Source organism: Mycobacterium barrassiae (assembly GCF_025822765.1).
GTDB lineage: Bacteria > Actinomycetota > Actinomycetes > Mycobacteriales > Mycobacteriaceae > Mycobacterium > Mycobacterium barrassiae.
In genome coordinates, this window is sequence record NZ_JACKUK010000036.1 from 147,909 (window position 1) to 172,311 (window position 24,403).

The 24,403-nt window shown below is 63.6% G+C and carries 22 protein-coding genes and 2 pseudogenes; 9 read left to right on the forward strand and 15 right to left on the reverse strand.

Features of this window, described 5'->3' with window-relative positions:
• Positions 1–19: 19 nt before the first annotated feature.
• Both H7J93_RS24730 and H7J93_RS24735 read right to left on the reverse strand, forming a co-directional pair.
• Positions 20–502 (reverse strand): annotated as a pseudogene (locus tag H7J93_RS24730) (glycosyltransferase); the annotation flags it as partial.
• Positions 499–906, reverse strand: coding sequence for a glycosyltransferase family protein (locus H7J93_RS24735; RefSeq protein WP_267308956.1), 408 nt, complete (start codon positions 904–906; stop codon positions 499–501). The pseudogene H7J93_RS24730 and the gene H7J93_RS24735, both read right to left, overlap by 4 nt.
• Before the next feature lie 238 nt (positions 907–1,144).
• Here H7J93_RS24735 and H7J93_RS24740 point away from each other — a divergent pair, with 238 nt between their 5' ends.
• The 6 genes from H7J93_RS24740 (at position 1,145) to H7J93_RS24765 (ending at position 9,467) form a co-directional block, all read left to right on the forward strand.
• Positions 1,145–2,791, forward strand: a complete 1,647-nt coding sequence (locus tag H7J93_RS24740; protein WP_372508024.1) for a hypothetical protein — start codon at positions 1,145–1,147, stop codon at positions 2,789–2,791.
• Positions 2,792–2,888: 97 nt separating this feature from the next.
• The gene (locus tag H7J93_RS24745; protein WP_267308928.1) at positions 2,889–4,298 is read left to right on the forward strand and encodes a tyrosine-protein kinase domain-containing protein; all 1,410 of its coding nucleotides are present in this window, start codon (positions 2,889–2,891) and stop codon (positions 4,296–4,298) included.
• On the forward strand, positions 4,295–5,773 hold the full coding sequence (locus H7J93_RS29310; protein WP_267308929.1) for an O-antigen ligase family protein: 1,479 nt from the start codon (positions 4,295–4,297) through the stop codon (positions 5,771–5,773). The genes H7J93_RS24745 and H7J93_RS29310 overlap by 4 nt, the downstream gene beginning before the upstream one ends.
• A gap of 1 nt (position 5,774) precedes the next feature.
• On the forward strand, positions 5,775–6,833 hold the full coding sequence (locus H7J93_RS24755; RefSeq protein ID WP_267308930.1) for a glycosyltransferase family 4 protein: 1,059 nt from the start codon (positions 5,775–5,777) through the stop codon (positions 6,831–6,833).
• 16 nt (positions 6,834–6,849) lie between these two features.
• A complete protein-coding gene (locus tag H7J93_RS24760) occupies positions 6,850–7,776 on the forward strand; it encodes an aldo/keto reductase (RefSeq protein WP_267308958.1) in 927 nt (308 codons plus the stop codon).
• Entirely contained in the window at positions 7,773–9,467 is a 1,695-nt protein-coding gene (locus H7J93_RS24765; protein WP_308204957.1) for an FAD-dependent oxidoreductase, read from the forward strand. Before H7J93_RS24760 ends, H7J93_RS24765 begins: the two co-directional genes overlap by 4 nt.
• On the opposite strand, the gene H7J93_RS24770 is transcribed toward H7J93_RS24765, so the two are convergent.
• The 6 genes from H7J93_RS24770 to fgd all read right to left on the reverse strand — a co-directional run bounded on the left by H7J93_RS24770 (position 9,435) and on the right by fgd (position 15,797).
• Positions 9,435–10,304: a hypothetical protein gene (locus H7J93_RS24770; protein WP_267308932.1), complete on the reverse strand. Its 870-nt coding sequence runs from the start codon at positions 10,302–10,304 to the stop codon at positions 9,435–9,437. The two genes, H7J93_RS24765 and H7J93_RS24770, sit on opposite strands and share 33 nt — an antisense overlap.
• A gap of 2 nt (positions 10,305–10,306) precedes the next feature.
• On the reverse strand, positions 10,307–11,434 hold the full coding sequence (locus tag H7J93_RS24775) for a Gfo/Idh/MocA family protein (protein WP_267308933.1): 1,128 nt from the start codon (positions 11,432–11,434) through the stop codon (positions 10,307–10,309).
• 16 nt (positions 11,435–11,450) lie between these two features.
• Complete coding sequence (locus H7J93_RS24780) at positions 11,451–12,545, reverse strand: NAD-dependent epimerase/dehydratase family protein (protein WP_267308934.1); 1,095 nt, start codon at positions 12,543–12,545, stop codon at positions 11,451–11,453.
• Positions 12,542–13,630 (reverse strand): Gfo/Idh/MocA family protein, encoded by a 1,089-nt coding sequence (locus tag H7J93_RS24785; RefSeq protein WP_267308935.1) that lies wholly within the window; start codon positions 13,628–13,630, stop codon positions 12,542–12,544. Before H7J93_RS24785 ends, H7J93_RS24780 begins: the two co-directional genes overlap by 4 nt.
• Positions 13,631–13,774: 144 nt before the next feature.
• Positions 13,775–14,758: an endonuclease/exonuclease/phosphatase family protein gene (locus tag H7J93_RS24790; protein ID WP_267308936.1), complete on the reverse strand. Its 984-nt coding sequence runs from the start codon at positions 14,756–14,758 to the stop codon at positions 13,775–13,777.
• A 28-nt stretch (positions 14,759–14,786) separates the two neighbouring features.
• Entirely contained in the window at positions 14,787–15,797 is a 1,011-nt protein-coding gene (gene fgd, locus H7J93_RS24795) for a glucose-6-phosphate dehydrogenase (coenzyme-F420) (RefSeq protein WP_267308937.1), read from the reverse strand.
• A gap of 36 nt (positions 15,798–15,833) precedes the next feature.
• On the opposite strand from fgd, the gene H7J93_RS24800 reads away from it, so the two are divergent.
• Positions 15,834–16,580: an MBL fold metallo-hydrolase gene (locus H7J93_RS24800; RefSeq protein WP_267308938.1), complete on the forward strand. Its 747-nt coding sequence runs from the start codon at positions 15,834–15,836 to the stop codon at positions 16,578–16,580.
• On the opposite strand, the gene H7J93_RS24805 is transcribed toward H7J93_RS24800, so the two are convergent.
• Genes H7J93_RS24805 through H7J93_RS24825 form a run of 5 tightly spaced genes read right to left on the reverse strand, consistent with a single transcriptional unit; the run spans position 16,562 to position 20,912 of the window.
• Positions 16,562–16,858, reverse strand: a complete 297-nt coding sequence (locus tag H7J93_RS24805; RefSeq protein ID WP_267308939.1) for a hypothetical protein — start codon at positions 16,856–16,858, stop codon at positions 16,562–16,564. The genes H7J93_RS24800 and H7J93_RS24805 overlap by 19 nt on opposite strands.
• A gap of 22 nt (positions 16,859–16,880) precedes the next feature.
• Complete coding sequence (locus H7J93_RS24810; protein WP_267308940.1) at positions 16,881–18,218, reverse strand: NtaA/DmoA family FMN-dependent monooxygenase; 1,338 nt, start codon at positions 18,216–18,218, stop codon at positions 16,881–16,883.
• Positions 18,215–19,330, reverse strand: a complete 1,116-nt coding sequence (locus H7J93_RS24815; protein WP_267308941.1) for an LLM class flavin-dependent oxidoreductase — start codon at positions 19,328–19,330, stop codon at positions 18,215–18,217. Before H7J93_RS24815 ends, H7J93_RS24810 begins: the two co-directional genes overlap by 4 nt.
• Complete coding sequence (locus H7J93_RS24820) at positions 19,327–20,418, reverse strand: LLM class flavin-dependent oxidoreductase (RefSeq protein WP_267308942.1); 1,092 nt, start codon at positions 20,416–20,418, stop codon at positions 19,327–19,329. Before H7J93_RS24820 ends, H7J93_RS24815 begins: the two co-directional genes overlap by 4 nt.
• Positions 20,415–20,912 carry a GNAT family N-acetyltransferase gene (locus H7J93_RS24825; protein WP_267308943.1) on the reverse strand — a complete coding sequence of 166 codons (498 nt, stop codon included), beginning with the start codon at positions 20,910–20,912 and terminating at the stop codon, positions 20,415–20,417. Before H7J93_RS24825 ends, H7J93_RS24820 begins: the two co-directional genes overlap by 4 nt.
• A gap of 109 nt (positions 20,913–21,021) precedes the next feature.
• On the opposite strand from H7J93_RS24825, the gene H7J93_RS24830 reads away from it, so the two are divergent.
• Positions 21,022–21,870 carry an SDR family NAD(P)-dependent oxidoreductase gene (locus H7J93_RS24830; protein ID WP_267308944.1) on the forward strand — a complete coding sequence of 283 codons (849 nt, stop codon included), beginning with the start codon at positions 21,022–21,024 and terminating at the stop codon, positions 21,868–21,870.
• On the opposite strand, the gene H7J93_RS24835 is transcribed toward H7J93_RS24830, so the two are convergent.
• The gene (locus H7J93_RS24835; protein WP_267308945.1) at positions 21,867–23,333 is read right to left on the reverse strand and encodes an HNH endonuclease signature motif containing protein; all 1,467 of its coding nucleotides are present in this window, start codon (positions 23,331–23,333) and stop codon (positions 21,867–21,869) included. The genes H7J93_RS24830 and H7J93_RS24835 overlap by 4 nt on opposite strands.
• A gap of 86 nt (positions 23,334–23,419) precedes the next feature.
• On the opposite strand from H7J93_RS24835, the gene H7J93_RS24840 reads away from it, so the two are divergent.
• Positions 23,420–24,283: an SDR family oxidoreductase gene (locus H7J93_RS24840; RefSeq protein ID WP_267308946.1), complete on the forward strand. Its 864-nt coding sequence runs from the start codon at positions 23,420–23,422 to the stop codon at positions 24,281–24,283.
• Here the strand turns inward: H7J93_RS24840 and H7J93_RS24845 are convergent.
• Positions 24,280–24,403: pseudogene (locus tag H7J93_RS24845) on the reverse strand (IS630 family transposase); the annotation flags it as partial. The gene H7J93_RS24840 and the pseudogene H7J93_RS24845 sit on opposite strands and share 4 nt — an antisense overlap.

Here is a 24,403-nt window from a genome sequence, read left to right on the forward strand (position 1 = left end):
GGCGGCGCCTTCCGCTCTCGGCAAGACCGGTCCAGTATGTCTGGAGCCAGCCGGTCAGCTCGCTTGCTCGGCCCAACGAACCAGAGGGGGCCGGCATCGATCGCGCCGCCTCGATGGCTGCGGCGAGGTCGTCCATTTCGTGGACCACTGTCGCCAACCCCGCAGTTTCCAGCTTTTCGGCGAACGGCAGCTGGTGCTCGTCGACCTGTTCCCCGTACACGGGGCGTCGGGGCACCACCACCGGGCGCTTGCCCTGCTCGACGCACAGCAGCGCCGACCCGGCACCAGCGTGGGTGACGACCACGGAAGCGCGGCCGATCTGGTCACGAACATCTCCGAAGGACAGGAAGCGCTCATACCGGACGTGACGCGGCTCGTAATTGCACGTGCCGAGCTGCATAAAGAAGTCCTCCCCCACCGCACCTGTGCGACCCAGTTCGTCGACAGCACGAGCGAGCCGGTCGAACGGATGCACCTCCATTCCCGTGATCACGAAAATCACACGATTCTCCCGTGGTATTGCGCACCGGGAGTCTTGTCCGCCAACTCAGGCCACTGCACCAGGAAACGGGCAGCGAAAGGCTTGACCATTCTGGCGGTCAGCGAGATTTCAGTGATCCGCGTGATGGACTCGACGAACACGGCTGGAATCCGCAGTAGCCACGCCAGCCATAGGAAGGGGGCTGCCACTCCTGAACCGGTCGTCAGAATCATGGCCGGCCGCTCGCGGGTCAGGAGCCGCAGCGCCAAGACCAGATTGCGCAGCAGATTCGGAACGTTGCGAACGGTGGGGTGCGCCGCCCAGTGCACCTCTTCTTCGTCCCGCAGCAGGTACCGAGCGTCCGACGTCCCGAAACTCACCCAGAACCGATCCTTGTCCTGCCAGAATTCGCGCAGGCAGTACATCTCGTAGATATGCCCCCCGGAGGAGGCGATCAAGAGCAAGCGACGACGACCAGTTCGCACTGCCCACCCCTCTCCGGTGCATCGGATCGAGCGCCCGGCATACAGTATTGATTATCCTCTTGCAGGACAGTGGCGTTCGCGAGATCGCGGTCCCGTGTCGCATCAGCGCCGGGCCGAACGCGCACCCGCCGGTTCAAAGGCGCGGAGCGCTCGCAGGCGGCTAGGCTAGCATCGCCGGGTGGTCCGAACTTTGCTGAAACGCCTGGCCGTCCTGGGTGCGTGTGGGGTTCTGACGCTGAGCGGGTGCGGTGGCCTAGGTGGCCCCGCGACAGTGACGGCGGAACGGAGCCAGCCTATCCCGCTGTCAGCTCCCGACATACCCAACCCGCTGCGCGGGCAGTACGAAGGTCTCTTGACACCCCTATTTCCGCAAAGCAATCCCGCCCAACACATGTTCCCAGCGTGGCCTGCGTCATACGACACCAGTCTGCGAGTTGAATGGCGACAGTTGCAGCCCATCGACCCGAGCACCCTGCCGCCCGACGCCCCCGATGATCGAAAGTTCGACTTCAGCGTCATCGACGATGCGCTCGCGAAGCTGGCCGATCGAAATATGCGTTTGACTCTTCGCGTGATGTCGTACAGCTCGTGTTGTGACACAGTCTTTCCCGAGGATACGAACATCGCGATTCCCGACTGGATGCGATCTGCTGCCACCACATTTCCCGGTTCGCAACAAGATCCGTCCAATCCCGGGGTGGCGCAGGTGGTCCCCAATTGGGACGATCCCAAGTACCTCAACGCGTTCGAACAATTGCTCGCCGCGCTTGGTCGTCGTTATGACGGCGACGAGCGTCTCAGCGTTTTCGAGTTCTCCGGATACGGGGACTGGAGCGAGAACCACATTTCCTTTCTGCGAGACTCGCTCGCCGCACCGGGGCCCTCGCCAGACGAAAGTATCGCGAAGTTGGGTTACTACAGCCAGTTTCGTGATCAGAACATCACGATCGCGTCGATTCGGCGCCTGGTCGCGGCGAACGTGAACGCCTTCCCGCGGACACCTATGGTGACGACGGTGTTGAACCCGGAGATCGTCCGTCAACTGTTCTCCGACGACGTCACGAAGAAGCTCGCCGCCCCTGTGGGTATCCGCGCTGATTGCCTCGGCGTTCAGGACATGTTACCCACGTGGGCCACCTCGGACGGCTCGTATTACGTGAAGACGAAGGATCCGGTGGTCGCCAAGGTGAAAGACCGGCTCACCTCCGCACTGGTCATCACCGAGTGGTGCCAATTACCCGATGGCACCGATCCGAGGGCTTATTACGAAAAAGCCCTGCGCGACGTCATCAAATTCCATGTGTCGATGACGGCGAGCTTCAACTTTCCAGCCGCGAAGTCGACTACCCCAATGGACCCGGCGCTGTATCAGCTGTGGGCACGAGCCAACGTCGCCGCTGGTTATCGATACTCGGCCGACGCACGTCCGGGGAGCCAATCGGTAGACGACGGCGTTGCGCGGATCGGTGTCACCTGGACCAACTATGGTTCGGCCGCCGCGAGCGAGAAATGGGTTCCCAGCTACCGATTGGTGGATGAGTCGGGGGCGACGGTCCGCACGATACCGTCGACGGTCAACCTCAAGTCGTTGGTGAACACCGGTCCGAATCGACCGCCCGACACGCCGGCTCCGGTGACGTTCACCGAGTCCGTGGCAGTGGACCTGGACGGCTTGCCGCGGGGAAATTACACGGTGCGTGCGGCCGTGGAGTGGCAACAACACAAGCCACGCGCATCACACACTGTGGACTATCCGCCGATGCGGTTGGCCCGCGACGGGCGCGACGACTCCGGGTGGTACCCGATTGCGACCCTCGACGTCTGACGCGGACTCCCCGAGGGCCTTCACGCTGCGTCGATGCGGCGTTGCGACGTGTCATAATGTGCGATCAGCCGCGTGAGCAGGGGAGCTAGGCGTTCAGATGACCTTCCGTAACTTCATCCGGATCCTGATCGCACGCTGGAAGCTCGCACTGACTGCTGTGCTGGCATGCGTGATCGGCGCCGCGTTCGTCACCGCAGTACAAACCAGACAGTACGAAGCGTCGGCCACAGTCCTCGTCACCTTCTCCGGCGCTGCCAATCTCAACGAGTTCTACAACGGCACGCTCGCTTCGCAAGAACGACTGTCCTCTTACGCGCAGATCGCCGGGGGGCGGGCGGTAGTGGAACGTGCCATCAGTCAGCTACAGCTACCGGTCAGCGCCGAGGACGTCATGAACCAGCTGACCGTGGACTACACGGTGGATTCGTTGCTGTTCACGATCACCATCAAAGACACCGATCCACAGCGCGCAGCGATGTTGGTAGGAGCGATCGCCGAACAGTTTGGTGCAATAGTCCCAACGCTCGGAATGAACTCGCAGCCGACCATCGCTACAGATCCACGCCCAGATATTCCGGGACTGTCGCCGCCACCAGGCAATTCTTTGCCGCGGGGCCAAGCGACGATTGTCGAGGCGCCCCGGGTTCCGGACACGCCGGTTTCGCCGGTACCGATGCGCAACCTCGCCGTCGGGCTCCTCGCCGGTCTGCTGCTCGGCATCGCGGTCGCAATCATCCGCGAATCCACTGACCGCACCGTGCGCAATCGCAATGGGCTGGGCGAATTCCCAGATTATCCAGTGCTGGCCGAACTGCCCGGCAGGCGTGGACGCGCTCCACGGCTCGGCACCGACGGCGAATACGACAACGCCGTGCACGGCCTCGCAGCCCGGCTACGCAGCGCAGCCGGCTCCGAAAGCCGCAGTGTCCTGCTCGTGGCGCCGGCCGGCGGGGAAGGAACCACGACAACCGCTCTGAACCTGTCGTACGTCCTCGCTGACATCGGGGAGGACGTACTGCTCGTCGAAGGTGACAGCCGCCGACCTGCCATTGCCCGTCTGCTGAACGTCGAGTCCGGGAGCGGCCTGGTTGACGTGCTGGCCGACTCCACCCTCGCCACGGACGCGACGCAACCGACCCATGTCTCGAAGTTGTTCGTCCTCGCGTCGAGTGCCGATCCGAGCCCCACCTCACTGGCCAGCGCCTACCCCGCCGAAACCATCGACACCGTGCTGACAGATTTGTCATCGAGCTTCGACCGAATCGTGGTCGACGGTCCTCCGGTGCTGGCCACCGCGGACGCCGGCCTACTCGCCTCCGCCGCTCAGGCCACGGTGCTGGTGATCCGAGCTCGACGCACCACCGTCGATGATGTCAGAGAAGCGATGGACGCACTTCACGCAGCCAACGCGAACGTCGTCGGCATTGTCCTGACCGGCGCTCGGCCGTCGATGCGCACTAGGGCTGCGACGCAGAATTATCGTGCGTCCGCCAGCAGCCGAACGTGACCTTTTACGGCCTTTGGGACAGGCACCGCTTCGCGGTAAACGGAATTCTTCTCGCGGGCTTTGTATTTGGATGCTTTGTGTTTGGCGTGCTGTCGGTACGCCAAACCACTGAGGGACTGATACTGACCGGCGCGTTGTTCTGCTTCGTCGTCTATCTGGTGAAGCCCGAAGCGATGATCTGGGTCACGCTGTTCGCTGCGTTCGCCGCGCTCCCCGAGGGATTGAATGTCGGCAAGGTCATCGGCCCTATGACGCTTTGGGTTTATCAAGTCGCCGCAGTGCTCGCGATCTGCTTCCTCATACCGTCTGTCCGGCCTCGATTCTCGGACTTCGTGTTACCGGGGATCTTCGTACTCACGGTGGCCTACGCGACTGTGACCGGTTTCGCGACCGATCAAAAGGACGTTGTGGTCTGGCGCGAATCGACGACCATTTTCGAAGTCGCACTCGGGTTCGTGTTGGCGATGTTGATCGTCTATGGGAACCACGTCAAATCATCAATGCGGGCGATGATTATCGTGCTGTGGTTCTCGGCAGGCATGGCTGTGTTGAGTTCGGTGGCCGGCCTACAGTTGGCCGGTCGGGCCGAGAGCCTGGCCGGGACGACGGGCGCCACTCAAGCGGTCCGCTTCATCCTCACCACCCAGACGGCGGCCACCGCCGTGCTCAGCGCACTCGTGGCTGCCACCATCGTCTGCCGTGTCAGGCCCATTCTGTATCTCGCACTGGGTCTGCCGACGGTGCTCATTTCGCTCCTGTCGTTCTCCCGCAACACGCTGATCGCGATGGCCGTCGCCGGACTCGTCGCCTTCCTCGGAAGCATGAGCTGGGCGGCCGTGCGCCGGGCCCTCAAGGCATCCGCGATCGGACTGGCTGTCATCGCCGCGGCCGTGCCAGGAATTCTCATCCTGCTGCAGCAGACGAAAACGGGAATTTGGTTGAGCGATCAGTTGACTGCATTCAGTGGACGAGTGCTCCAGGGCATTTCATCGAACGCACTCGCTGCAGACGAGTCGGCGCAGGCACGAGTACGAGAATTCAACCTCCTGAAGGAAATCATCCCGGAAGCTCCGGTATTCGGCCACGGCCTGGGCTACGCCTACCAGGGGCCGAACAACGACGACGAGTTCGGCACGATCTTCTACCCGGCATATTCAGAGAACTTCTACATGTGGTGGTTGGCGAAGGCAGGGGCCGTCGGAATGGCAGCCTTCGCCCTCCTCGCACTCACGCCGGTGGTACTGGCCTTGCGATGCGCGTCGGCGCCGGCGAAAATCAGCGCCGCGGTCGTGACCAGCCTCCTGGCCGTCTCAATCGTCTGGCCCCTGCCAGAGCAGCCGCACGACGCGTTGGCGATAGGTATGGCGATGGGTGCAGCGATGGGCTTCGCCCGCCTACCGCGCAGAAACCAGAACGCATCCGACGCCAGTGCGAACGCTGCACCTGTGTCGGCCGCTTTACCCGTGTCAAGTTGAAATGCCTTCTCCAGCCGAGGTGCTGCCCTATTTTGGCGGTGTGGCCAAGATTGCCGTCACGCACGTAGGACCCGACATCCATAGCTTCGGCGGGACGCAGTCGGTGATTCGCGTGATACGCGACAACAAGATCGGCGCGGACGACATCCAAGTGCTATCGACATGGAATGGATACCGCCACTTACACAATCTGCTCCTTACCGTCCGCGCGGGCTGGGCGCTGGCTCGCACCCCTCGCAGCACCATCGTGCATTTCCATATCTCCAGTGGAGGCGCGTGGCTTCGGGAAGGACCGTTGATCCACCTCGCGAGGGCGCGCCGATTACGAGTGGTGATCACCATTCATGGCTTCGACATCGCTGAGTTCGCACGGAGGCACGCTCGTCTCGTGGGACCTACGCTGAGTCGCGCGGACCATGTGATCCTGTTATCGGAGGACGCGCGTCTCACGGTTCGCGAGGTAGCTCCGTCGGTGCCCACCTCCATCGTGCCCAACCCGATCGTGATCGATCGATCTGCGCCCGGTGCCGCTACGACCTCACCGGTGGTTCTCTTCGCCGGGACGATTGGAATGCGCAAGGGCGTGGACGTCCTGGTCTCGGCCTGGCGGCTCCTCTTGGCTGAAGGCATCGACGGGCAGTGTCGAATCGTCGGCCCCATAGATGACTACATCCCGCCGCCGATGGAACACCTGTCGGTGGAGGGCCCGGTTCCCCCCGCCCAAGTCCCCGAATTGATCCGCTCGGCTCGCGTAGTTGTGCTCCCGTCTCGTGCTGAGGCAATGCCGCTGATCGTGGCCGAGGCTCTCGCCGGCGCGAGACCAGTCGTCGCAACCCCGGTTTCGGGCACGCCGGCAATTGTGTCGGATCCGAAGATGCTGGTGCCGGTCGGTGACGCACGAGCGTTGGCGGATGCGATAGGTCGTTACCTGCGTGACCCCGATCTGGCCGAGCACGATGGCACAAAAGGCCAGGCGCACATAGCGGCCACCCGGAGTCCCGAGATCATCGATGTGAAACTTCGGCGAATCTATGAGGACTGCGGTGCCAGAACAGGTTGAGCTAACCGGACCCAAGCTGACCTTGAGCGCAGTGGGTTTCGGCTGCGGCAGTTTGATGCAGTCACCCTCCCGCCGCGAGCGGATGGCCGTACTCGGTGCCGCACTTGATGGTGGCATAACGCATTTCGATATCGCACGGATGTACGGGTTGGGTATGGCCGAGGCCGAATTAGGCCGGTTTCTGCGTACCGTAGAACGCGACACCGTGACCGTAGCAACAAAGTTCGGTATCGGCGTCGGCCGGTTGACTGAGCACCTGGCCCGGTTTCAATCCCCGGTGCGGGCACTGCTTCGCAAAGCGCCGGCGTTTCGACGCACCGTGAAGCAACAGTACGACGCCGACAGGACTTCCCGCAGGTACGACGCCACGGTCGCCGCGGAGAGCCTCGACAAGAGCCTGACGATGCTCGGGCTCGACTATGTCGACATCCTGTTGGTACACGATCCAGGTCCCGGTGACACGGTTGTGACCGATGAGCTCCGCGAATTCTTCGAGCGTGCACGACGTGAGGGCAAGATACGCGCGTGGGGTGTCGCACAAGACCGGAAGAACGACGCCGATATCGCCGCGGCATTCGAACCAGAAGGAGTCAGGCAACTCCGCGCCGATCTGTTTACGCCCCCGCTTAGGCCGGCAGATATCTCGTTCGGTGTGCTGAACCGGTCGCTTGCGCGGTTGTCGCAGACGTTACGGGCGGATTCATCGCTGGCGAACCGCTGGCGCGACATCCTGGACATCGATCCGCTCGATCCCAGCACTCTGGTCCGGCTGATCTTGGGGTCTTCCGCAACGGCAACGAATTGCCGCGCGGTCCTTTACAGCAGCACAAATCCCCGTCGAGTCGCCGCAGCTGCGAGGGCGGTCTCGGTACCACTCGACCACGACGTCATGGTCAAATTCCTCGCTCTGGTCCAGGAACTGCGCTCGGACGGTGCTGAATGATCCGCAGCCCAGGGGATTTCACGGCCGGCATGACGATCGAGACGGATGTAGTGGTCGTCGGCGCGGGTGCGATCGGCATCGCAGTGGCGTTGGAACTCGCTGGTGCAGGTGTCAGAGTGGACCTGATCGAGAGCGGGCTCTCCGATCACGTCAGTCGCGAGGCGCAGGATCTCGCCAAATTCGATGCACGGCAGGATGATTACTTCCATGCCGACAGCATCGAGACCGTGCGTCGGGGAATCGGCGGCACCACCGCACTATGGGGCGGGCGCTGCGTCAAGTTCGACCCCATCGATTTCGAGAAGCGCCCGATCACTGCCCATGCACCCTGGCCGATCAGGTACGAAGATGTCGAGCCGTACCTGCAGAAAGCGTGTGACTGGGCGGGCTGCGGTCAGGCGGTGTTCAATGCGCGCGACATACCGGAACTCGCGGACCGGGATCTGATCGCCGGGCTTCTCGACGGGGAAATTCGCACAACTGATCTCGAGCGCTGGGCTGTCACGCGCTTCGGCAGTCAATACCGGAAAGACCTGAAAGCCACCCCCGGTCTCACCGTATGGACGGGCCTTACGTGCACAGAGGTCGTGACGACGGAGGCCGGCGACTGCGTCGCCCATCTCGTTGTCAAGACACTCGACGGCCGCGAGGGCCATGTGGTCGCCGCAGATTACGTAATCGCGACCGGCGGACTGGAGGCGACCCGCTTGCTGATGGCGTCAGACCGCCAACACCCCACTGGGTTGGGAAATTCAGGTGGCCACCTAGGCCGCTGGTACATGGCACACGTGGACGCCCGGGTGGCCCGCGCGCACTTCACCGCCGAATACATCACCCACGGATACGAGCGTGACCGCGACGGCGTGTACCTGCGGCGCCGATTCACCTTCGACCCGAAGTTCCTTCTTGAAGCCGAAATGCCCAATGCGGCTATCTGGTTGGTGAACCCCCCGATCAGCGATCCCGGTCACAAGAGCGGGATTCTGTCGGGCGTCTATCTCACGTTGATCTCGCCGGTCGGACATCTGCTGCTCGCGGACGCGATCCGCCGGATACACACCAAGACAGAGGGCCCCCCTCAGATCGCTGCGCACTTGCGCAATGTCCTCCGTGATGCGGTTCCGTCGCTGCGCTTCGCGATCGGCTTCATCTACGCCCGATTCCTGCGCCGCGGTCGTAAAGCACCGGGCTTCTTCGTGAAGAGTCCGGGCAACCAGTACCTCCTCGAATACCACGGGGAGCATCTCCCTCACTGGGAAAGCCGCGTCGAGCTGACCGACGAGCGCGACAACCTTGGAATGCGGCGAATTCGGACCCACCTGTACTTCTCCGACGATGATTTCCGAAGTGTTCGCAAGGCAATTGCCGCCATCGACGACCATCTTCGTTGCCATGGTGTCGGATATGTCGATTGGCTGACCGACGACGTCGAGGGCTCAGTACGTGCTCACATGGAGAAGTACGCCGGTTTCCACCAGGCCGGAACCACGCGGATGTCGGAATCGCCAGAAGACGGCGTCGTTGACCCGAACCTTCAGGTCCACGGTGTACGTGGACTGTACGTAGCAAGCACATCGGTACTACCCACGTCCAGCCAAGCCAACCCCACGCTCGTCGGGATCGCGCTGGGAGTCCGGCTCGCCGAGCGGCTCAAGGAGTTACGCCGCCGGAGGCCAGAACTCGTCGATTAGCGACTTCGTCTGGTGGATGTTCGCTTTGCTCGAGGCACCAAAAACAATCGAGTCGATCTGCGGTTGACTGCAAACGTATTCGATCGCCTCGCGCGGCGGAATGGCGCCGGAGGCGAGCACCGACATAGCAATCACCCGGCATTGGCGTTCGCGAATCGTCCGCTCGTAGAGCGCCACCCCTCCGCACATCCGGAAGCCGATCTTGTTGAAATTCACACACACGATCGGGTTTTCGATCCCCTGGCCGTGGAGGGCATCCAGCAGTGCAGGCAGATTCATCGAAATGAACCCGGGCTCAGCTCCGTATCTGTCCTTCACGTGGTCTGCGAAAACTCGGAATGCCTCATGCATTCCGAGTCCGAGCAGCAGGTCAGTGACGATGTTCTGAATGAAGATCACCGGCGTAGACAGTCCGGCGAACATCTTCATCTCGGCATCGATCAGCAGCTGCATGATGGGTTCGATGTCCTTACTGGCTACCGCAACGCCGCCCTTGAACATCGACTTGATCGCGCCGTCGTCGGGAAGGAACCTGCGCAGCGCATCCACCATCCCGAACTCTGTCACCGCGTTTGCGTACTTGTGCGCGTAGGGCATACCGGGATAGAAGACGTAATCGGGATACCGGGATTGGTTGGCACGAAAATGATCACAGATTTCGGCGACACGATCGTGGGTCGTGCATACGAACGTCCGGATGCCCTCGCTGTATGCCGCATCGAGAGTAGCGAGCACTGGCTCCAGATTCTGGAACCTCATGGCCTGTGCGCGCGCTTTTTCCTCGGACATGTGATTGACGCCGAAAAACTGGTTGTCCCCAAATAGCACTCTGTCCATGGTTACGAGTTCCTCGATGCTGCAAGGCTTTTGACACGCGCACCGATCCAGCTACGGAAGGATCGGCGCTGAGACCCGTTAACCGATGGTTGCGCCACCTGCTCAGGGCGCGAAGTCAGGCCCACGCCGGTAATCATCTCGACCACGCGATCGCAGTCGAGCGCGGACCGAAAGGAGTTCTCGCCGTCTAATCGGCCCATCTTGATGCTGTTGGCGAAGTAGTCGATCTGTGCCGAGTATTCCTCTCCGCGAAGGTAATACCAGACCTCTTCGGTGAGGTCCGTGGTGTAACGGATCGTCCACCCCTTCGTAATGTCGGGTAGCGAGGGGTGGACGTCACGAAGATAGATCTGGCATTCCTGTCGGTCGGCCACGACACGGCCGTTCGTCCCCCACACGGAGATCTTCGTCGACATTTTTCGAAAGCTCTCGTCGCTCCAATTGACGCACAACTGGCCGCTCGCGCCGCCAGCATAACGCAGTGTGCAATACACCTCGTCGTCGACGTCGCGCGAGAAGATGCTATGGCGGACAACGCCGTCGACCGATCTCGGAACTTCGCCGACGACGAAGTTGGTCAGGTCGATCGCATGGCACGCGTAGTCGTACAGCGCTCCGCCACCTTCGGCCTTCACCCCGCGCCACGTACTTCCCTTTGCGCGGAGAACCACTGGACCGTATGCCTCCACGCGCACGTGGTGCACACGTCCGAGCCCACCCGACGCGACAATCCGTGCCGCCTCCTGGAACGCACCAATGAAACGATTGTGGTATCCGACCTGCGTGACAACCCGCTCGCGTTCGGCTAGCGCCACCAACCGCTCGCCGTCCTTGACGTCGAGGACGAACGGCTTCTCGCAGAAGACGTGCATTCCGCGCGTAAGAGCCTTTTCGACCATCGGTGCATGCAGCTTGGATGGGACAGCGACGACGACTGCCTCGGCGTTCGTCTGGGTAAGCATCCGGTCGAAGTCGTCGTAGCAGTCCACGCCGGTGTACTTGGCGAGGACATCGCGCACATAACCTGTGGAATCACAGACACCAACCACGTTCAGGTCCGGGTGCATACGGAGGATGGCCAGGTGGGACAGACCCATCTTGCCGAGGCCGACGATCGTTGTCCGAATCATCGCTTGCACCTCTCACTCACGCCGGACCTCCATTCACAGGCGCGTCGAAACCGGCAAAGCGCAGCCATCGTCCCGCAGCGGCCATCAACTCGTGAAACGGTTCAAGCTGCATCTCGGGATAACGGCGCCCGAACGCATTCGCCGGCAACTTGTGCTTTGTCCCCTGAACCCACCACAGGTTCTTCTCGACGGTTGGCGATGGCTCGATTCGCTGCGGCTCGCTGATCGGCGGCACGAGCCGCTCTTTCAGCTGCTGTTTGAGCCGCGATCTGGTCTCAGCCGGAATGCGGCGCTTGATCGCCATGGCAGGCGCGGTTTCGCGAAGGTCGAGCACCCGCCGCATCAAGCTTTTCCGGATCGCGGAATCGGGTAGCCGGTGTATTGTCCGCTCGTCGACACCGACTTCATGCGCAATTGCTCGGTAATAGTCGGCCCAACAGTGTGTTTCGATGTCCGAGACGTTGAAGACTCCCGACTCGATCTTGTCAGTGCGCGCGAGTTGAACCAGGTGCCGGATCAAGTTGTCCACATGGATCAGATTGCAGATTCCGTTGCCGTCGTTGAACAGGTAGGCGGTGCCGTCGACCAAGGCGCGCGCAGGACCTACCAGCCATCCCGACCCCGGTCCCCAGATCAGTCCGGGGCGCAGGATAACCGCTTTCACCGGCCCGTCCGACTGCAGGCGTAACCACGCTTCTGCAGCCGCTTTCTCCCTTCCGTACTGCATCCAATGCTGGCCATCCGGAACGGAATCCTCCTCGAGGTCAGGCGCTTCCGCTCTGCCGAATACCTCTGCCGAACTCATGTGAACCAGTATGGGAACCTCTGCTTCACGGCAGGCGTGGTGAATGGTTTGCACATCCCCGACGATGCGTTCGTCGTCGCCCATCGTCAGGTTCACGGCCATACCGCATCCCTTCAGCAAGGGCACCAGCGATGTCGTGTCGCTCGCGGACCCGCGCACCGTTCGAACGCCATACCGCGCTAAGCGTCCCTGGCTGCGCCACGATCTCACGATCGGTACCAGCTGCAATTCGCCTAGAAGCTCGGCCTGTTCGATGAGGCGTGATCCGACATATCCCCCGGCTCCGATGACCGCGATGGGCTTCATACCGCTCGCGATCCTTTCCAGTGCTTCGTACGCGCCGCGACCTGTTCAGCTTCCGGCAACCAGGAACATTCGATGGGTTCAGCGATCTCATAGGCTCTCGCCATCGCCGCTTGCACGTTAGCCGCCTGGGCCCCGGTTACCGGGAAAGGCTCGCCATACGCAATGCAGCGAAGCATCGCGGTCAATTGCACTTCGAAGCAGACGTTGTAGTTGACGGGCCGCACGCGTTTTCCTCCGCTACGCACCATGTCCGCCGGCCAGTCCGTTTTGGCGGGCATCAGCATCCAACCCTCGCGTGTCCTACGCCGATAGGTTCGGATCTCGTCCAGATCGATCAGGACCTCCCCGGCACTCCCCCAGATCCGCAATCCGTTGTTCAGCGGATACTCCCAACTGACGTGCATGGTCCCGCGTGCGCGTGGAAATGCCAACTCCAGAATCGAATTCGTCTCGACCCCTCCGACCAGACTGTCATCGAACGCGCGCTCCACCACGGGATCACCGAAGATCCAACTCAACTGATCGAGAACGTGCACACCTTTGTCGAGAAGCGCACCACCGCCCGACTTTTCACGCCTGAAGGCCGCGTCGGTCGTGACCGGCCAACCGTAAGTGCCACCCTCGCGATAGGTGAACTGCAGCTGATCGCCGAGTTCCCCGCTAGCCACCAACTTCGCGACATCGGCAAAACTCGCGTAAAACCGCCTGGTGTAAGCCACACCGAGAACTCGACCCGCCCGGTCCGCAGCTGCATTCATCCTGTCGGCATCAACCATCGTTGTGGTCATTGGCTTTTCGCACAACACGTGGCAACCATGATCGAATGCAGCGACCGCATGGTCGGCGTGCAAGCCAGCGGGCGAAGTGATCATCGCCAGGTCATACGAACCGGCCGCAAAGGCGGTACCGCACTCGGGGTAGTACGTCGCTTGTTTGAATTCGGCAGCTATTCGTTTTCCCCGCGACTCGTCTGGGTCCACTACGCCGGTGACTCGTACTGCGCCGAGTTTCTCGAGACGACGCAGCGCTGGACGGTAGTGCTCATCGACGACTGCCCCGGCGCCAACCAATAGCCCCTCGATCATCGACTGCCTTTCAATCCAGATTGGAGTGCCCCGCCCAAGCCGGCCCGCCTGCAAGGTTAGTGAGGACTTGCAATTGTCTCGTGTAGTTGATGAATTGTGACGAATTTGCGGAGGCGGTCCGGACTCGGGGCGGCCCCCGGCTACTCAGACCACCGGATAACTCGCGGTCGGGTCGACCGGGACGTCGATGACCGTTGCAAGCCCACGGTGGTCGGAGCCGGGCAGCGCGACGGTCTGCGCCGTGGACGCGGAACAGTTGTAGACCAGCACGTGGTCGATGCCGACCACCGGCCTGCGCCAGGACTTGCTCGGATAGGTGAGGGTCAGCCCGGCGCCAGCCTGTTCACCCGCGTCGCGGTAGCCCTCGGCAAGAAGCTTGCGGAACGGCTGCATGTCGAGGGTCGAGTTGAAATCGCCTGCCACGATCACCGCACCCGAGCCCGCCTCGCGAGACACCTCGCGCAACGTGACCGGAAAGTGGGCGAGGTCGTCGCGGAAGTAGTGCAGCGACTGCACCCATGGTGCGGCAAGGTGTACCGCCACGACGGACGTCGGGAACATCACCCCCGGGATCTGAATCCGCGCTCGCAGCATCGGCATCTGGTAACCGTCGATGCGCGCGGAGTCGATGATCGGATATCTGCTCCACACCCCTATTCCGGAACTCGACGCTCCGGGGTTGAGCACGCGGTACGGGAAGGTCGCGTCCAGTCCCGCCGAGGACAGGCCCGTCGCAGCTTCCGGTGTCAACTCCTGGATCACCAGCACATCGGCCGTCGTGCTGGCCATTTCGGTGACAGCACGCGGATCTGCGCTTCCGAAGCCAAGATTGGCCGTCACCACTCTGACGGCGACACTCGGCACGCCCACCTTCTCGGGTCCGATGAAGCGCGGCAGCTGGACGGCGATCATCACCACGCACAGCGGGGCGGCGACGATCGTCAGCACCCAGCGCCGCGCTATGACGAACATGAAGAGCGCGATCAGACTCGCGACGGTCAGGTACGGCGCCGCCGCAGCAACGACGAGCACGACATCATTGGTCACCGGCAGGTAGCGCGCCACCAACCCCGCCGCCCCGACTGCCAATGCGAGCAAGCCGAGAACGGTCACGAACAACCGAATCATGCTGCGCTGGTGGCGTTTGGCGACCTACTCAGCCGAGGCGCCGAAGTCGGGGCTCCAGGTCCTTCTGGAACAGCTCGAGGAAACGGCGCTGATCGTGGCGGGGATCATGGAACACCAGGTGATTCAGACCCCACTTGACGTACTGCCCGACCATCTCGACGGCTTCGTCGGGATCCGATGAGACGATCCAGCGCTTGGCGACCTGCTCGATCGGCAGCTCATTGGCGGCCTTCTCCATCTCGATGGGGTCGTTGATGCTGTGCTTCTGCTCGGCGGTCAGCGAAAGCGGCGCCCAGAACCGGGTGTTCTCCAACGCCAGCTTCGGATCGGGATCGTAGGAGATCTTGATCTCGATCATCCGATCGATGCTGTCCGGATCGCGGTCGGCGGCCTGCGCCCCCTCGATGACCGCAGGGATGAGCTTGTCCTTGTACAGCTCCTCCCCCTTGCCCGACGTACAGATGAGGCCGTCGCCTGCCCGACCCGCGTACTTCGCGACCTGCGGGCCGCCTGCGGCGATGTAGATGGGGATGCCGCCCTCGGGAACGTCGTAGATCGAGGCGCCCTTGGTGTGGTAGTAGTCGCCCTCGAAGTCGACGCGGTCACCGAGCCACAGTTCGCGCATGAGCCTGATGGACTCGCGCAGACGGGCGTAACGCTCCTTGAACTCCGGCCAGTCGCCCTCGTATCCGGTCGCGATCTCGTTGAGCGCCTCACCGGTGCCCACCCCAAGGAAGATGCGGTCGGGATACAGACACCCCATGGTGGCGAAGGCCTGGGCGATGACCGCCGGGTTGTAGCGGAACGTCGGCGTCAACACCGACGTGCCGAGGAACAGGCGCTCAGTGCGCTCACCGACCGCGGTGATCCAGGCGAGCGAGAACGGCGCGTGGCCCCCCTCATGGCGCCACGGCTGGAAGTGGTCGCTGACGGTTGCGCTGTCCATGCCGTGCGCTTCGGCGGCGACACCGAGTTCGACGAGTTCGCGAGGGTCGAATTGCTCGGCCGACGCCTTATATCCGAGTTTGAGTTCAGGCACGTTTTCCTTTCTACCCTGATGCTTAGACTCACCGATATGGCAGTAGCCCTGGAGGCCATCACCGACAGCGTCCACTTCGCGTACACCGACCTCGTCAACTGGACCCTGGTCACCGACGGGGACGGGGTCATGCTGATCGATGCGGGATTCCCCGGCAGCCGAGATGACGTGCTCGCGTCGCTGAGGCAGCTGGGCTTCGGTGTCGACGACCTCCGCGCGATCCTGTTGACGCACGCGCACATCGACCACTTCGGTTCGGCGATCTGGTTCGCGAAAACACATGGCACACCTGTGTATTGCCATGCCGCGGAGGTCGGCCACTCCAAGCGGGAGTACCTGGAGCAGGCCTCGCCGGTCGACATCGCCAAACACATCTGGCAGCCCCGTTACCTCACGTGGTCCGTGGCGATCAGCCGGAAGGGCGCGTTGACCCGAGAGGGCATCCCGACCACGCAGGCACTGACCGAGGAGGTCGCCGCCCGGCTTCCCGGTGCACCGGCGGCGATTCCCACGCCCGGTCATACCGGCGGCCACTGCTCGTTCGTGGTGGACGGCGTGCTGGTCGCGGGCGATGCCCTGGTGACCGGCCACCCGTTGGCGCCCCGCAGCGGGCCGCAACTGCTGCCCAAGTTGTTCAACCACGACGAGGCGGGGTGCGTCCGCAGTCTGGCCGCGCTGGGCCTGCTGGACACCGACGTGCTGCTGCCGGGGCACGGGCCGGTGTGGCGGGGGGCGATGCGGGAGGCGGCTGAGCAGGCTCGAGCTCAAGCAAGGGTGTTGTAGCCGAGCAGGAACAGTGCGGTCAGGCACAGGCCGCAGGCCACCACGACGGTGGGCATCAGGATCATGCTGTCGAGCTCGTCGTCGTCGAGCACATCGCCCTCGAAGCGACCGAACAGCACCTTCGCGATACCGGTCCTGCGGAAGGCATGCACCATCACCCGCACTGGTCTGGTCTCACGTCTGCGGCCGAAGAACACGCGCGAGGCCAGGCCGAGGACCACGATCAACGCAGCGGAAGCCAGGAGCAACCACCCGACCGCTGTCTGAGACAAGGACATCTCCACCCCCGCGGGGGCCAGCCTATAGGCCAAGATGGTCGCGCAGCGTATGCCCTGAGTATTCGGTGCGGAACGTGCCACGCTCCTGGAGCAACGGGACGACGCTCTCGACGAACTCGTCCAGGCCCCGCGGAGTCAGGTGCGGCACCAAGATGAATCCGTCACAGGCATCCGACTGCACGTGGAGGTCGATCTCTTCGGCGACCTGTGCGGCCGTGCCGACGAACTGCTGCCGGCTGGTAACGGCGATGACCAATTCGCGGATGGACAGGTTGTCCGCCTCGGCGCGTGCACGCCACGCGGCAGCCACGGCCTTTGGATCACCGTGGCGCACCCGGCCCTGGCTGATGGTCGGATCGTCGGCCGGTTCGACATCGGGCAGCGGCCCGTCGGGGTCGTAGGTAGACAGGTCGCGCTGCCACACCTGTTCGAGCATTGCGATCGCGGTCTGGGGACTGACCTGCTGGCGGCGGATCTCGCGGGCCTTCTCCGCCGCCTCCGCCGCCGTGTCACCGAGCACGAACGTGGCCGCTGGAAAAACCTTGAGCCGGTCGGGGTCTCGTCCGTACGACGCGGCGCGGCTCTTGACATCGGCGTAATAGGCCTGGCCGGCCTCCAACGACGAGTGCATGGTGAACGCGGCGTCGGCGTACTTGGCCAGGAACGCCCGCCCGTCGTCGGAGTCGCCGGCCTGCAGCAGGACGGGATGTCCCTGCGGTGCGGGCGGCAGGGTAGCGACCCCGCGTACGTCGAACTGTGGCCCGCGATGCTCGACAACGCGAATACGGCTGGGGTCGACGAAGATTCCGTTCTCCCGATCCGCGACGACGGCATCCGATGACCAGCTGTCCCAGAACTCACGCGCGACCGTGACGAACTCCTCGGCCCGCTTGTATCTCTCCGAGTGGTCGAGGAACCCGCCCCTGCGGAAGTTCTCGCCGGTGAACGCGTCCGACGACGTGACCATGTTCCAGCCGGCCCGGCCATCGGACAGATGGTCCAGCGACGCGAATTGCCTTGCCACCTCGAACGGTTCGTTGAACGTCGTGTTGATGGTCCCGGTCAGACCGAGCCGCTCGGTGACTCCCGCCAGCGCGGCGAGCACCGTGAACGTGTCGGGTCGGCCGACGACGTCGAGGTCGTGGATGAGCCCGCGATGTTCACGCAGCCGAAGGCCCTCGGCGAGAAAGAAGAAGTCGAACAGCCCCCGCTCGGCGGTCTGCGCCAGATGCACGAACGAGTCGAATTCGATCTGACTGCCCGATTCGGGGCTCGACCAGACCGTGGTGCTGTTGACGCCAGGAAAATGCGCGGCCAGGTGGATCTGCTTGCGCTCTTTGCCTTCTCTACGCTTGGTCATAGTCCCCACCTCTTGGCCAGCAGCTCGTGGGAGCGCAGCCGGTCGGAATGGTCGTGCGTCACGGAGGTGATGACGAGCTCGTCGGCCTCGGTGACACGTTGAAGGGTTTCGAGCTTCGCGGCGACCTCGTCGGCATCGCCCACGAATTGCGTTGCGGTACGGTCCTTCACGACCTCGAGTTGGTCGTCGGAGAGCGGTTCGACGGAGTCGGGGTCCGGATAGGGGACGGCACCGTCACCCGCGCGGATCGAGTAGACCCAGTGCCCGTAGCTGGATGCCAGGTGACGGGCGGTCTCGGTGTCGTCGGCGACGACGACGTCGGCGGATACCACCACGTACGGCTCCGACAGCGCCGCCGACGGTTGAAACGCCGCGCGGTAGGCGTCGACAGCGTCCAGCGCCGTGGCCGGTGTGATGTGGTAACTCGCGACGAACGGAAGTCCCCGTGCGCCTGCGACCTGCGCACTCTGCCCCTTGCTGCTGCCGAAGATCCAGGGCGTCAACTTCGCCCCTTCACCCGGGGTGGCGTGCGCGTCGACGCCGCCGACGCGGTAGCTGCCGTCGATCATCGCGAGTATGTCGCCGACCTGTTCGGCGAAGTCCGGGGCGACAGCCTCGGGCTGCTGGAGGACCGACATCTTCGCGCGTAGCCGCGGATTGCGCATCAGCGCGCTGATATCGAACGGCGGCGGTACGACGACGCCTCCGACATCGCGCCACTCCTCGGGCGGTTCGGGTTTCGGGGTCGATGAGGCCTCCTTGATGGCCTCTCTGCGCCGCTGCCCGGATCGCCCGACCCCGAGGTCGATACGACCCGGGTGAAACGCGTCGAGGATGCCGAAGCTTTCGGCGACGGCGATGGCGGTGGTCTGGCCGAGCTGCACCGCTGCTGCGCCGACCCGAATGGTGTTGGTGGCAGCTGCGATCTGGCCGATGAGGACGGCAGGTTGCGCGGACGCGACCGCGACGAAGTGGTGCTCGGCGACCCAGTAGCGCTGGTAACCCCATAGTTCGGCGTGCTGGGCGAGGTCGACGGTGTTGCGCAAAGCCGTTGCGGCATCGCCGCCTTCGCTGATCGGCGCCAGGTCGAGTATCGATAGCGGGACGGTCATGGCTGTCCTACCTTTGTGTAGCGGTTCTCGGCGACCGGGAGACCGAGGCGTTCGCGCAGCGTTTCACCGTCGCGGTAGGCCGTGCGGAACCCTGCCTCGCGCTGCAGAATCGGCACCACGTCATCGACGATGACGGGTAGGTCGTTCGCGTTGATCGAGGGACGTAACCGGATTCCGTCGATGCCGAGGTGCTGCCATCCGGTGATCAGTTCGACGAGTTCTTCGGGGGTGCCTTCGAAGACCAGCGCATCCGAGCGTGGGTCGGTGATTCCGGAGAACGAGACGAACACGTCGGCGTACACCTTGAGTTCGGTGCCGCCCGCCTGCTTCACCTCATCGAGGATTGTGCGCAACGAGTCGTCGCCATCCTTGGGGGTGATGAACACCAGATCGGCGCTGCGAGCGGCGAATTCGTAGGCAGGCCGCGCGTGAGCCAGGGCGGTGACGACAGGTTGCCCCTGCGGAGGGCGTGGCGTGATCGACGGACCCTTTACCGAGAAGTACTTGCCGACGAAGTCGATGTAGTGCAGCTTGTCACGGTCGATGAAGCGTCCGGTCTCGACGTCGCGGATGACGGCGTCGTCCTCCCAGCTGTCCCATAACCGCCGGGCGACTTCCACCGCGTCGGATGCCTCGTCGAACAGGTCGACCGTGCTGACATCGCGACGCCCGAACAATTCCGACTCATGCTGGGAGCTGCTGACCCTGACCTGCCAGCCGGCTCGTCCGTGCGAGACGAAGTCAAGGGTGGCAACCGCTTTGGAGACGTGGAATGGTTCGGTGTGGGTAACGGTGGCGACCGGTATGAGACCGATGTGGCGGGTCACCGGCGCCAGCCGGGACGCGGTGAGTACGGCGTCGAGTCGTCCTGCCTGCCAACGTGGTTCGATCTCGGGGCGCCGCCGTCGCTGCGGGGTGAGCGCGTCGTCGAAGGTGACGAAGTCCAGCAGACCGCGCTCGGCGGTGGCGGCCAGACCCGACCAGTAGTGGCCGCTCGTGATCGACTCGCCATCGGGCGTGTGGCGCCATGCTTCTGGATGCCAGCCGTAACCGTCCAGCGCGACGCCGAGGTGCAGGCGTTCTGTCATCGCAGTTTCTTCTCGAACGCAATCGGATAGCCGCCGACCGCGGCGGGCAGGGGGCCTGCGAGGCGCGTGTACCCCGCCGACAGGTAGAGGGCCTCGGCTTCGGGTTGACTATCCCCGGTCGTCAGGTAGACGCGGCGATAACCCCGCGCGGCGATCTCGCGCTCGAGTTCAGCCAGCACGGCCTTGGCGTAGCCGCGCTGTCGATGGCGGCTGTCGGTCCAGACCCGCTTGAGCTCGGCCCTGGTGTCGTCGAATCGCCTGAACGCACCACCGGTCACGGGCACACCATCGAGAAGACCGATCAAGAGGGCGCCGTCCGGCGGTGTGAAGTCTTCGGCGGGATACTCCTCGAGCAGCCATTTCATGACGCGTTCTTCGGTGCTGTCGTAGCGGGTGGCGTACTCCATGGCCAACTCGGCCAGCAGCGGTGCGGCCAGCGGGTCGTGCTGGCTGACCGCCACGAAATGAAGCTCGTTGACTGCCGGCATGGTCATCACTTAACTGTCTAACGCACCACAGATGCATGCATTCCGGAGCCCGGGATTAGCTCACGCTGATCCGAACTGACCGCATGTCATGGCAACCGACCCCTATCCTTTCGCAATGGGATCGGGCGTCGCAGGAAAGGTCGCATTCGTCACCGGAGGGGCGTCGGGCATAGGTGCCGCACTCAGTACTGAGCTGGTGCACGGCGGCGCCAGCGTGTGGATCGCCGATCGCCAGATCGGCCGGGCGCAGGAATTGGCACAGCGGCTGAGCAGTGGCGGCGCCAGAGCGCACGCCGTCGAACTCGACGTACGCGACCCTGCGGCGTTCGAGCGGGTCGTGAACGCTGCGGTGCAGCAATCGGGGCGGATCGACTTCCTGTTCAACAACGCCGGTATCGGGGTCTCGGGCGAGGTCGACTCATACACGCTCGACGACTGGAACGACGTCTTCGATGTGAATCTGCGCGGGGTGGTGCACGGGATCCACACGGTCTACCCGATCATGATCCGACAGGGTTCGGGTCACATCGTGAACACCGCGTCGATGGCCGGACTGGTCACCACGGTGAACCAGGCCAGCTACGGCGCCACCAAGCATGCAGTGGTGGCGATCTCGAGGACATTGCGCCTGGAGGCCGAGCGTCATGGCGTGCGGGTCTCGGCACTGTGTCCGGGCGTGATCCGGACACCGATCCTCACCGGCGGCGAGTACGGCCGTATCAATGTCCCGGGTCTCACCACCGAAGATCTCCAGAAATCTTGGGACCGGTTGCGGCCCATGGCCGCCGACAAATTCGCCAAGCGTGTGCTGCGAGCCGTGCTACACAACGACGCGATCATCATCGTGCCCCGGTGGTGGAAGGCATGGTGGTACCTGGAGCGACTCTCGCCCGCGTTGTCACTGCGACTCGCGAGAGTGATGCTCAAGGAACTCCGTGAAATGGAGACCGCGCCTGGCAGCTAGAAGGGCGGCGGGTCAGGGTCGTTTCGGTCCTGTTCGCGTTCGGCTTTGATGCGCGCGGCGCGATTCTGGGCGCGGGTGCGTTTCCGTCGAGGCATCTTCAGGCCACGGTCGGACGTCGATGTTTCTGGTGGGGATGCGGGTGCGGGCGGCAGTTGCCCGGTATCGGTGTCCCAATCGGGAAAGTAACTTCGACACCCCGGATAGGTCGTGTACGTTCGCCCGGTCGGCGACGTCCACACCGCCGCACCGTCAGACAGCAGCTTGAGTTCCCAATCACCTGCCCAAAACGTCTTGAGGTGGTGATGTTTTCGGCACAGACAAGCCAGGTTCGACGGGTGCGTGGGCCCGATCGGGTACGGGATCACATGATCGATATCGCAGAACTCCGCAGGCGCCGTACAGCCGGGAAACCGGCACGTCAGGTCTCGCCCCCTCACAAAGCGCGCCAGCTTCGCCGATGGCCGATAGCCGGCCTCGGGTTCGGCGTCGACCTCTTGTGTGCACAGCGGTCGCAGTTTGGCCCCGTTGCGCAACAACTCGGCCAGCAACGGTGTCGGCAACACTTCCGTGCCCGACAACATGGCCGTCCCCGCGTCTGCAGGTGGCGCGGGCGTCTGCGGCGCGCGGCTCTGCGACGTGGTGGACTGCACCGTGTCCACCGTCGCTTGGTCGGTGTAGACGTTGACCACCACCGAGGACTTCGGGGCAGGCTGCCCTTGCCGCGCGGGGCAGTCCGGTAGCTCGCACGCGCACGGAAGGTGATCGTTGCCGTTGCTGGCCGCGCCCACCGCATCGGCACGGCGCTCGGCGGCCGAGCGTGGATCGTTGTCGCACACCGTGGCCACCATCGCGGTGACTCTCTTGTTCAGCACCGCGGCGTCGGCAGCGGACAACCTGCCCCTTACCGACGCCAGACCCGTTTCGTCATCGATATCGCCGATCACGAAGTCACGTGTGCGCAAGGTATTTCGGCTTTTCAGCAACGCGGCCCTGTCGAACTTCAACACCAACGCATCAACAGCGCAATCGAGCTTGTCCTCCGAGAGCGGACCCCACTTGCCTGCCCGTTTCGCCAATTCAGTATCGATGGAGGCCCACACCGCGTCATCTGTGATGTTCTGCGTCCGCCAGGTAATGACACCCACCACCCGCGTACTGAGCCGACCCTCAAAGAACAGTGCGGCCACCGCGGGTAGATGATCACGCAACGCCTGCGCCTGATACATCTGCCCCGACGCCTTGCGATGGCTGACGTTCGTCGCCGCCGCGATCTCGGCGGCCGCGCAATCCCACAAATCGCATGCCCACCGCGAACGCTCGTCCTCATCCAGCACGCGGCGACGCATCAATTCAGCGATTGCCGCCAACCGACGCGCCCCCGCCACCGCCTCTGCCCGCGCTCCATCCTCGATTGCGGCGACCACCGCCGCGTCGTCGACGTCAGCGAACTCGGACTCGAACATATGTTCGATACTACACCCACCCCCGACAAGTTGCCGCCGGTCCACGCGCTTCACACCAAAACTTGACACGTGTAAAGTTTGGCCGCATGGACAACATCCAGGGCAAGACCATCGCGATCACCGGCGCGGCTCGCGGCATCGGATATGCCACCGCGACGGCGCTGCTGCAGAGGGGCGCACGGGTGGTCATCGGTGACCGCGACGTCGCCCTGCAGGAGTCGGCCGTGGTCAAGCTGACCAAGCTCGGCCAGGTCTCGGGCTACCCGCTCGATGTGACCGACCGCGAATCGTTCGCGACGTTCCTGGACAAGGCCCGCACCGACGGCGGCGGGCACATCGACGTGCTCATCAACAACGCGGGCGTGATGCCGATCGGCCCGTTCCTCGACGAAACCGAGCAGTCGATTCGCTCGACGATCGAGGTGAACCTCTACGGCGTGATCACCGGCTGCCAGCTGGTGGCCCCAGACATGATCGCGCGGCGCAGCGGCCACATCATCAACATCTCCTCGCTGTCGGGCCTGATCCCGGTGCCGGGTCAGGTCGTCTACAACGCATCGAAGTTCGGCGTCGTCGGGCTGTCCGCCGCACTCGCCGACGAGCTCGCACCGCACGGCGTCGAGGTCTCGGTGGTCATGCCGCCGTTCACCAACACCGAACTGATCTCGGGCACCACAGGCAGCGGTCCGATCAAGCCTGTCGAGCCGGAGGACATCGCCAAGGCTGTCATCAAGACCCTCGACAAGCCGAAAACCCATGTGTCCGTGCCGACTCCGTTGCGGTTCACCGCACAGGCAGCGCAGATGCTCGGCCCGCGTGGGCGCCGTTGGCTGAACAAGAGACTCGGGCTGGACCGCGTCTTCCTGGACTTCGACACGACGGCCCGGCAGAGCTACGAGCAGCGCGCGCGGGCCGCACAGGGCGTCGTCGACGGTCCCGAGAAGAGCTAGTGTCCTGAGTCGTTAATTCGGGTGCAGTAGTTGCCGATGCTGGCGAGGATTTGGTCGGCGGTCTTGGTCCAGACGTAGGGCTTGGGGTTTTCATTCCAGTGCTCGATCCAGGCGCGGATG

What these genes read in the sequence shown, in the direction of transcription:
- H7J93_RS24835 (WP_267308945.1), bottom strand. Translation starts at nt 23,333, where the DNA reads ATGTTCGAGTCCGAGTTCGCTGACGTCGACGACGCGGCGGTGGTCGCC.
- H7J93_RS24840 (WP_267308946.1), top strand. Translation starts at nt 23,420, where the DNA reads ATGGACAACATCCAGGGCAAGACCATCGCGATCACCGGCGCGGCTCGC.
- H7J93_RS24820 (WP_267308942.1), bottom strand. Translation starts at nt 20,418, where the DNA reads ATGACAGAACGCCTGCACCTCGGCGTCGCGCTGGACGGTTACGGCTGG.
- H7J93_RS24790 (WP_267308936.1), bottom strand. Translation starts at nt 14,758, where the DNA reads ATGATTCGGTTGTTCGTGACCGTTCTCGGCTTGCTCGCATTGGCAGTC.
- H7J93_RS24805 (WP_267308939.1), bottom strand. Translation starts at nt 16,858, where the DNA reads ATGTCCTTGTCTCAGACAGCGGTCGGGTGGTTGCTCCTGGCTTCCGCT.
- H7J93_RS24735 (WP_267308956.1), bottom strand. Translation starts at nt 906, where the DNA reads ATGTACTGCCTGCGCGAATTCTGGCAGGACAAGGATCGGTTCTGGGTG.
- H7J93_RS24785 (WP_267308935.1), bottom strand. Translation starts at nt 13,630, where the DNA reads ATGATCGAGGGGCTATTGGTTGGCGCCGGGGCAGTCGTCGATGAGCAC.
- H7J93_RS24755 (WP_267308930.1), top strand. Translation starts at nt 5,775, where the DNA reads ATGCCTTCTCCAGCCGAGGTGCTGCCCTATTTTGGCGGTGTGGCCAAG.
- H7J93_RS24830 (WP_267308944.1), top strand. Translation starts at nt 21,022, where the DNA reads ATGGGATCGGGCGTCGCAGGAAAGGTCGCATTCGTCACCGGAGGGGCG.
- H7J93_RS24745 (WP_267308928.1), top strand. Translation starts at nt 2,889, where the DNA reads ATGACCTTCCGTAACTTCATCCGGATCCTGATCGCACGCTGGAAGCTC.
- H7J93_RS24825 (WP_267308943.1), bottom strand. Translation starts at nt 20,912, where the DNA reads ATGACCATGCCGGCAGTCAACGAGCTTCATTTCGTGGCGGTCAGCCAG.
- H7J93_RS24765 (WP_308204957.1), top strand. Translation starts at nt 7,773, where the DNA reads ATGATCCGCAGCCCAGGGGATTTCACGGCCGGCATGACGATCGAGACG.
- H7J93_RS24775 (WP_267308933.1), bottom strand. Translation starts at nt 11,434, where the DNA reads ATGATTCGGACAACGATCGTCGGCCTCGGCAAGATGGGTCTGTCCCAC.
- H7J93_RS24815 (WP_267308941.1), bottom strand. Translation starts at nt 19,330, where the DNA reads ATGACCGTCCCGCTATCGATACTCGACCTGGCGCCGATCAGCGAAGGC.
- H7J93_RS24800 (WP_267308938.1), top strand. Translation starts at nt 15,834, where the DNA reads ATGGCAGTAGCCCTGGAGGCCATCACCGACAGCGTCCACTTCGCGTAC.
- H7J93_RS24780 (WP_267308934.1), bottom strand. Translation starts at nt 12,545, where the DNA reads ATGAAGCCCATCGCGGTCATCGGAGCCGGGGGATATGTCGGATCACGC.
- H7J93_RS24810 (WP_267308940.1), bottom strand. Translation starts at nt 18,218, where the DNA reads ATGACCAAGCGTAGAGAAGGCAAAGAGCGCAAGCAGATCCACCTGGCC.
- H7J93_RS24770 (WP_267308932.1), bottom strand. Translation starts at nt 10,304, where the DNA reads ATGGACAGAGTGCTATTTGGGGACAACCAGTTTTTCGGCGTCAATCAC.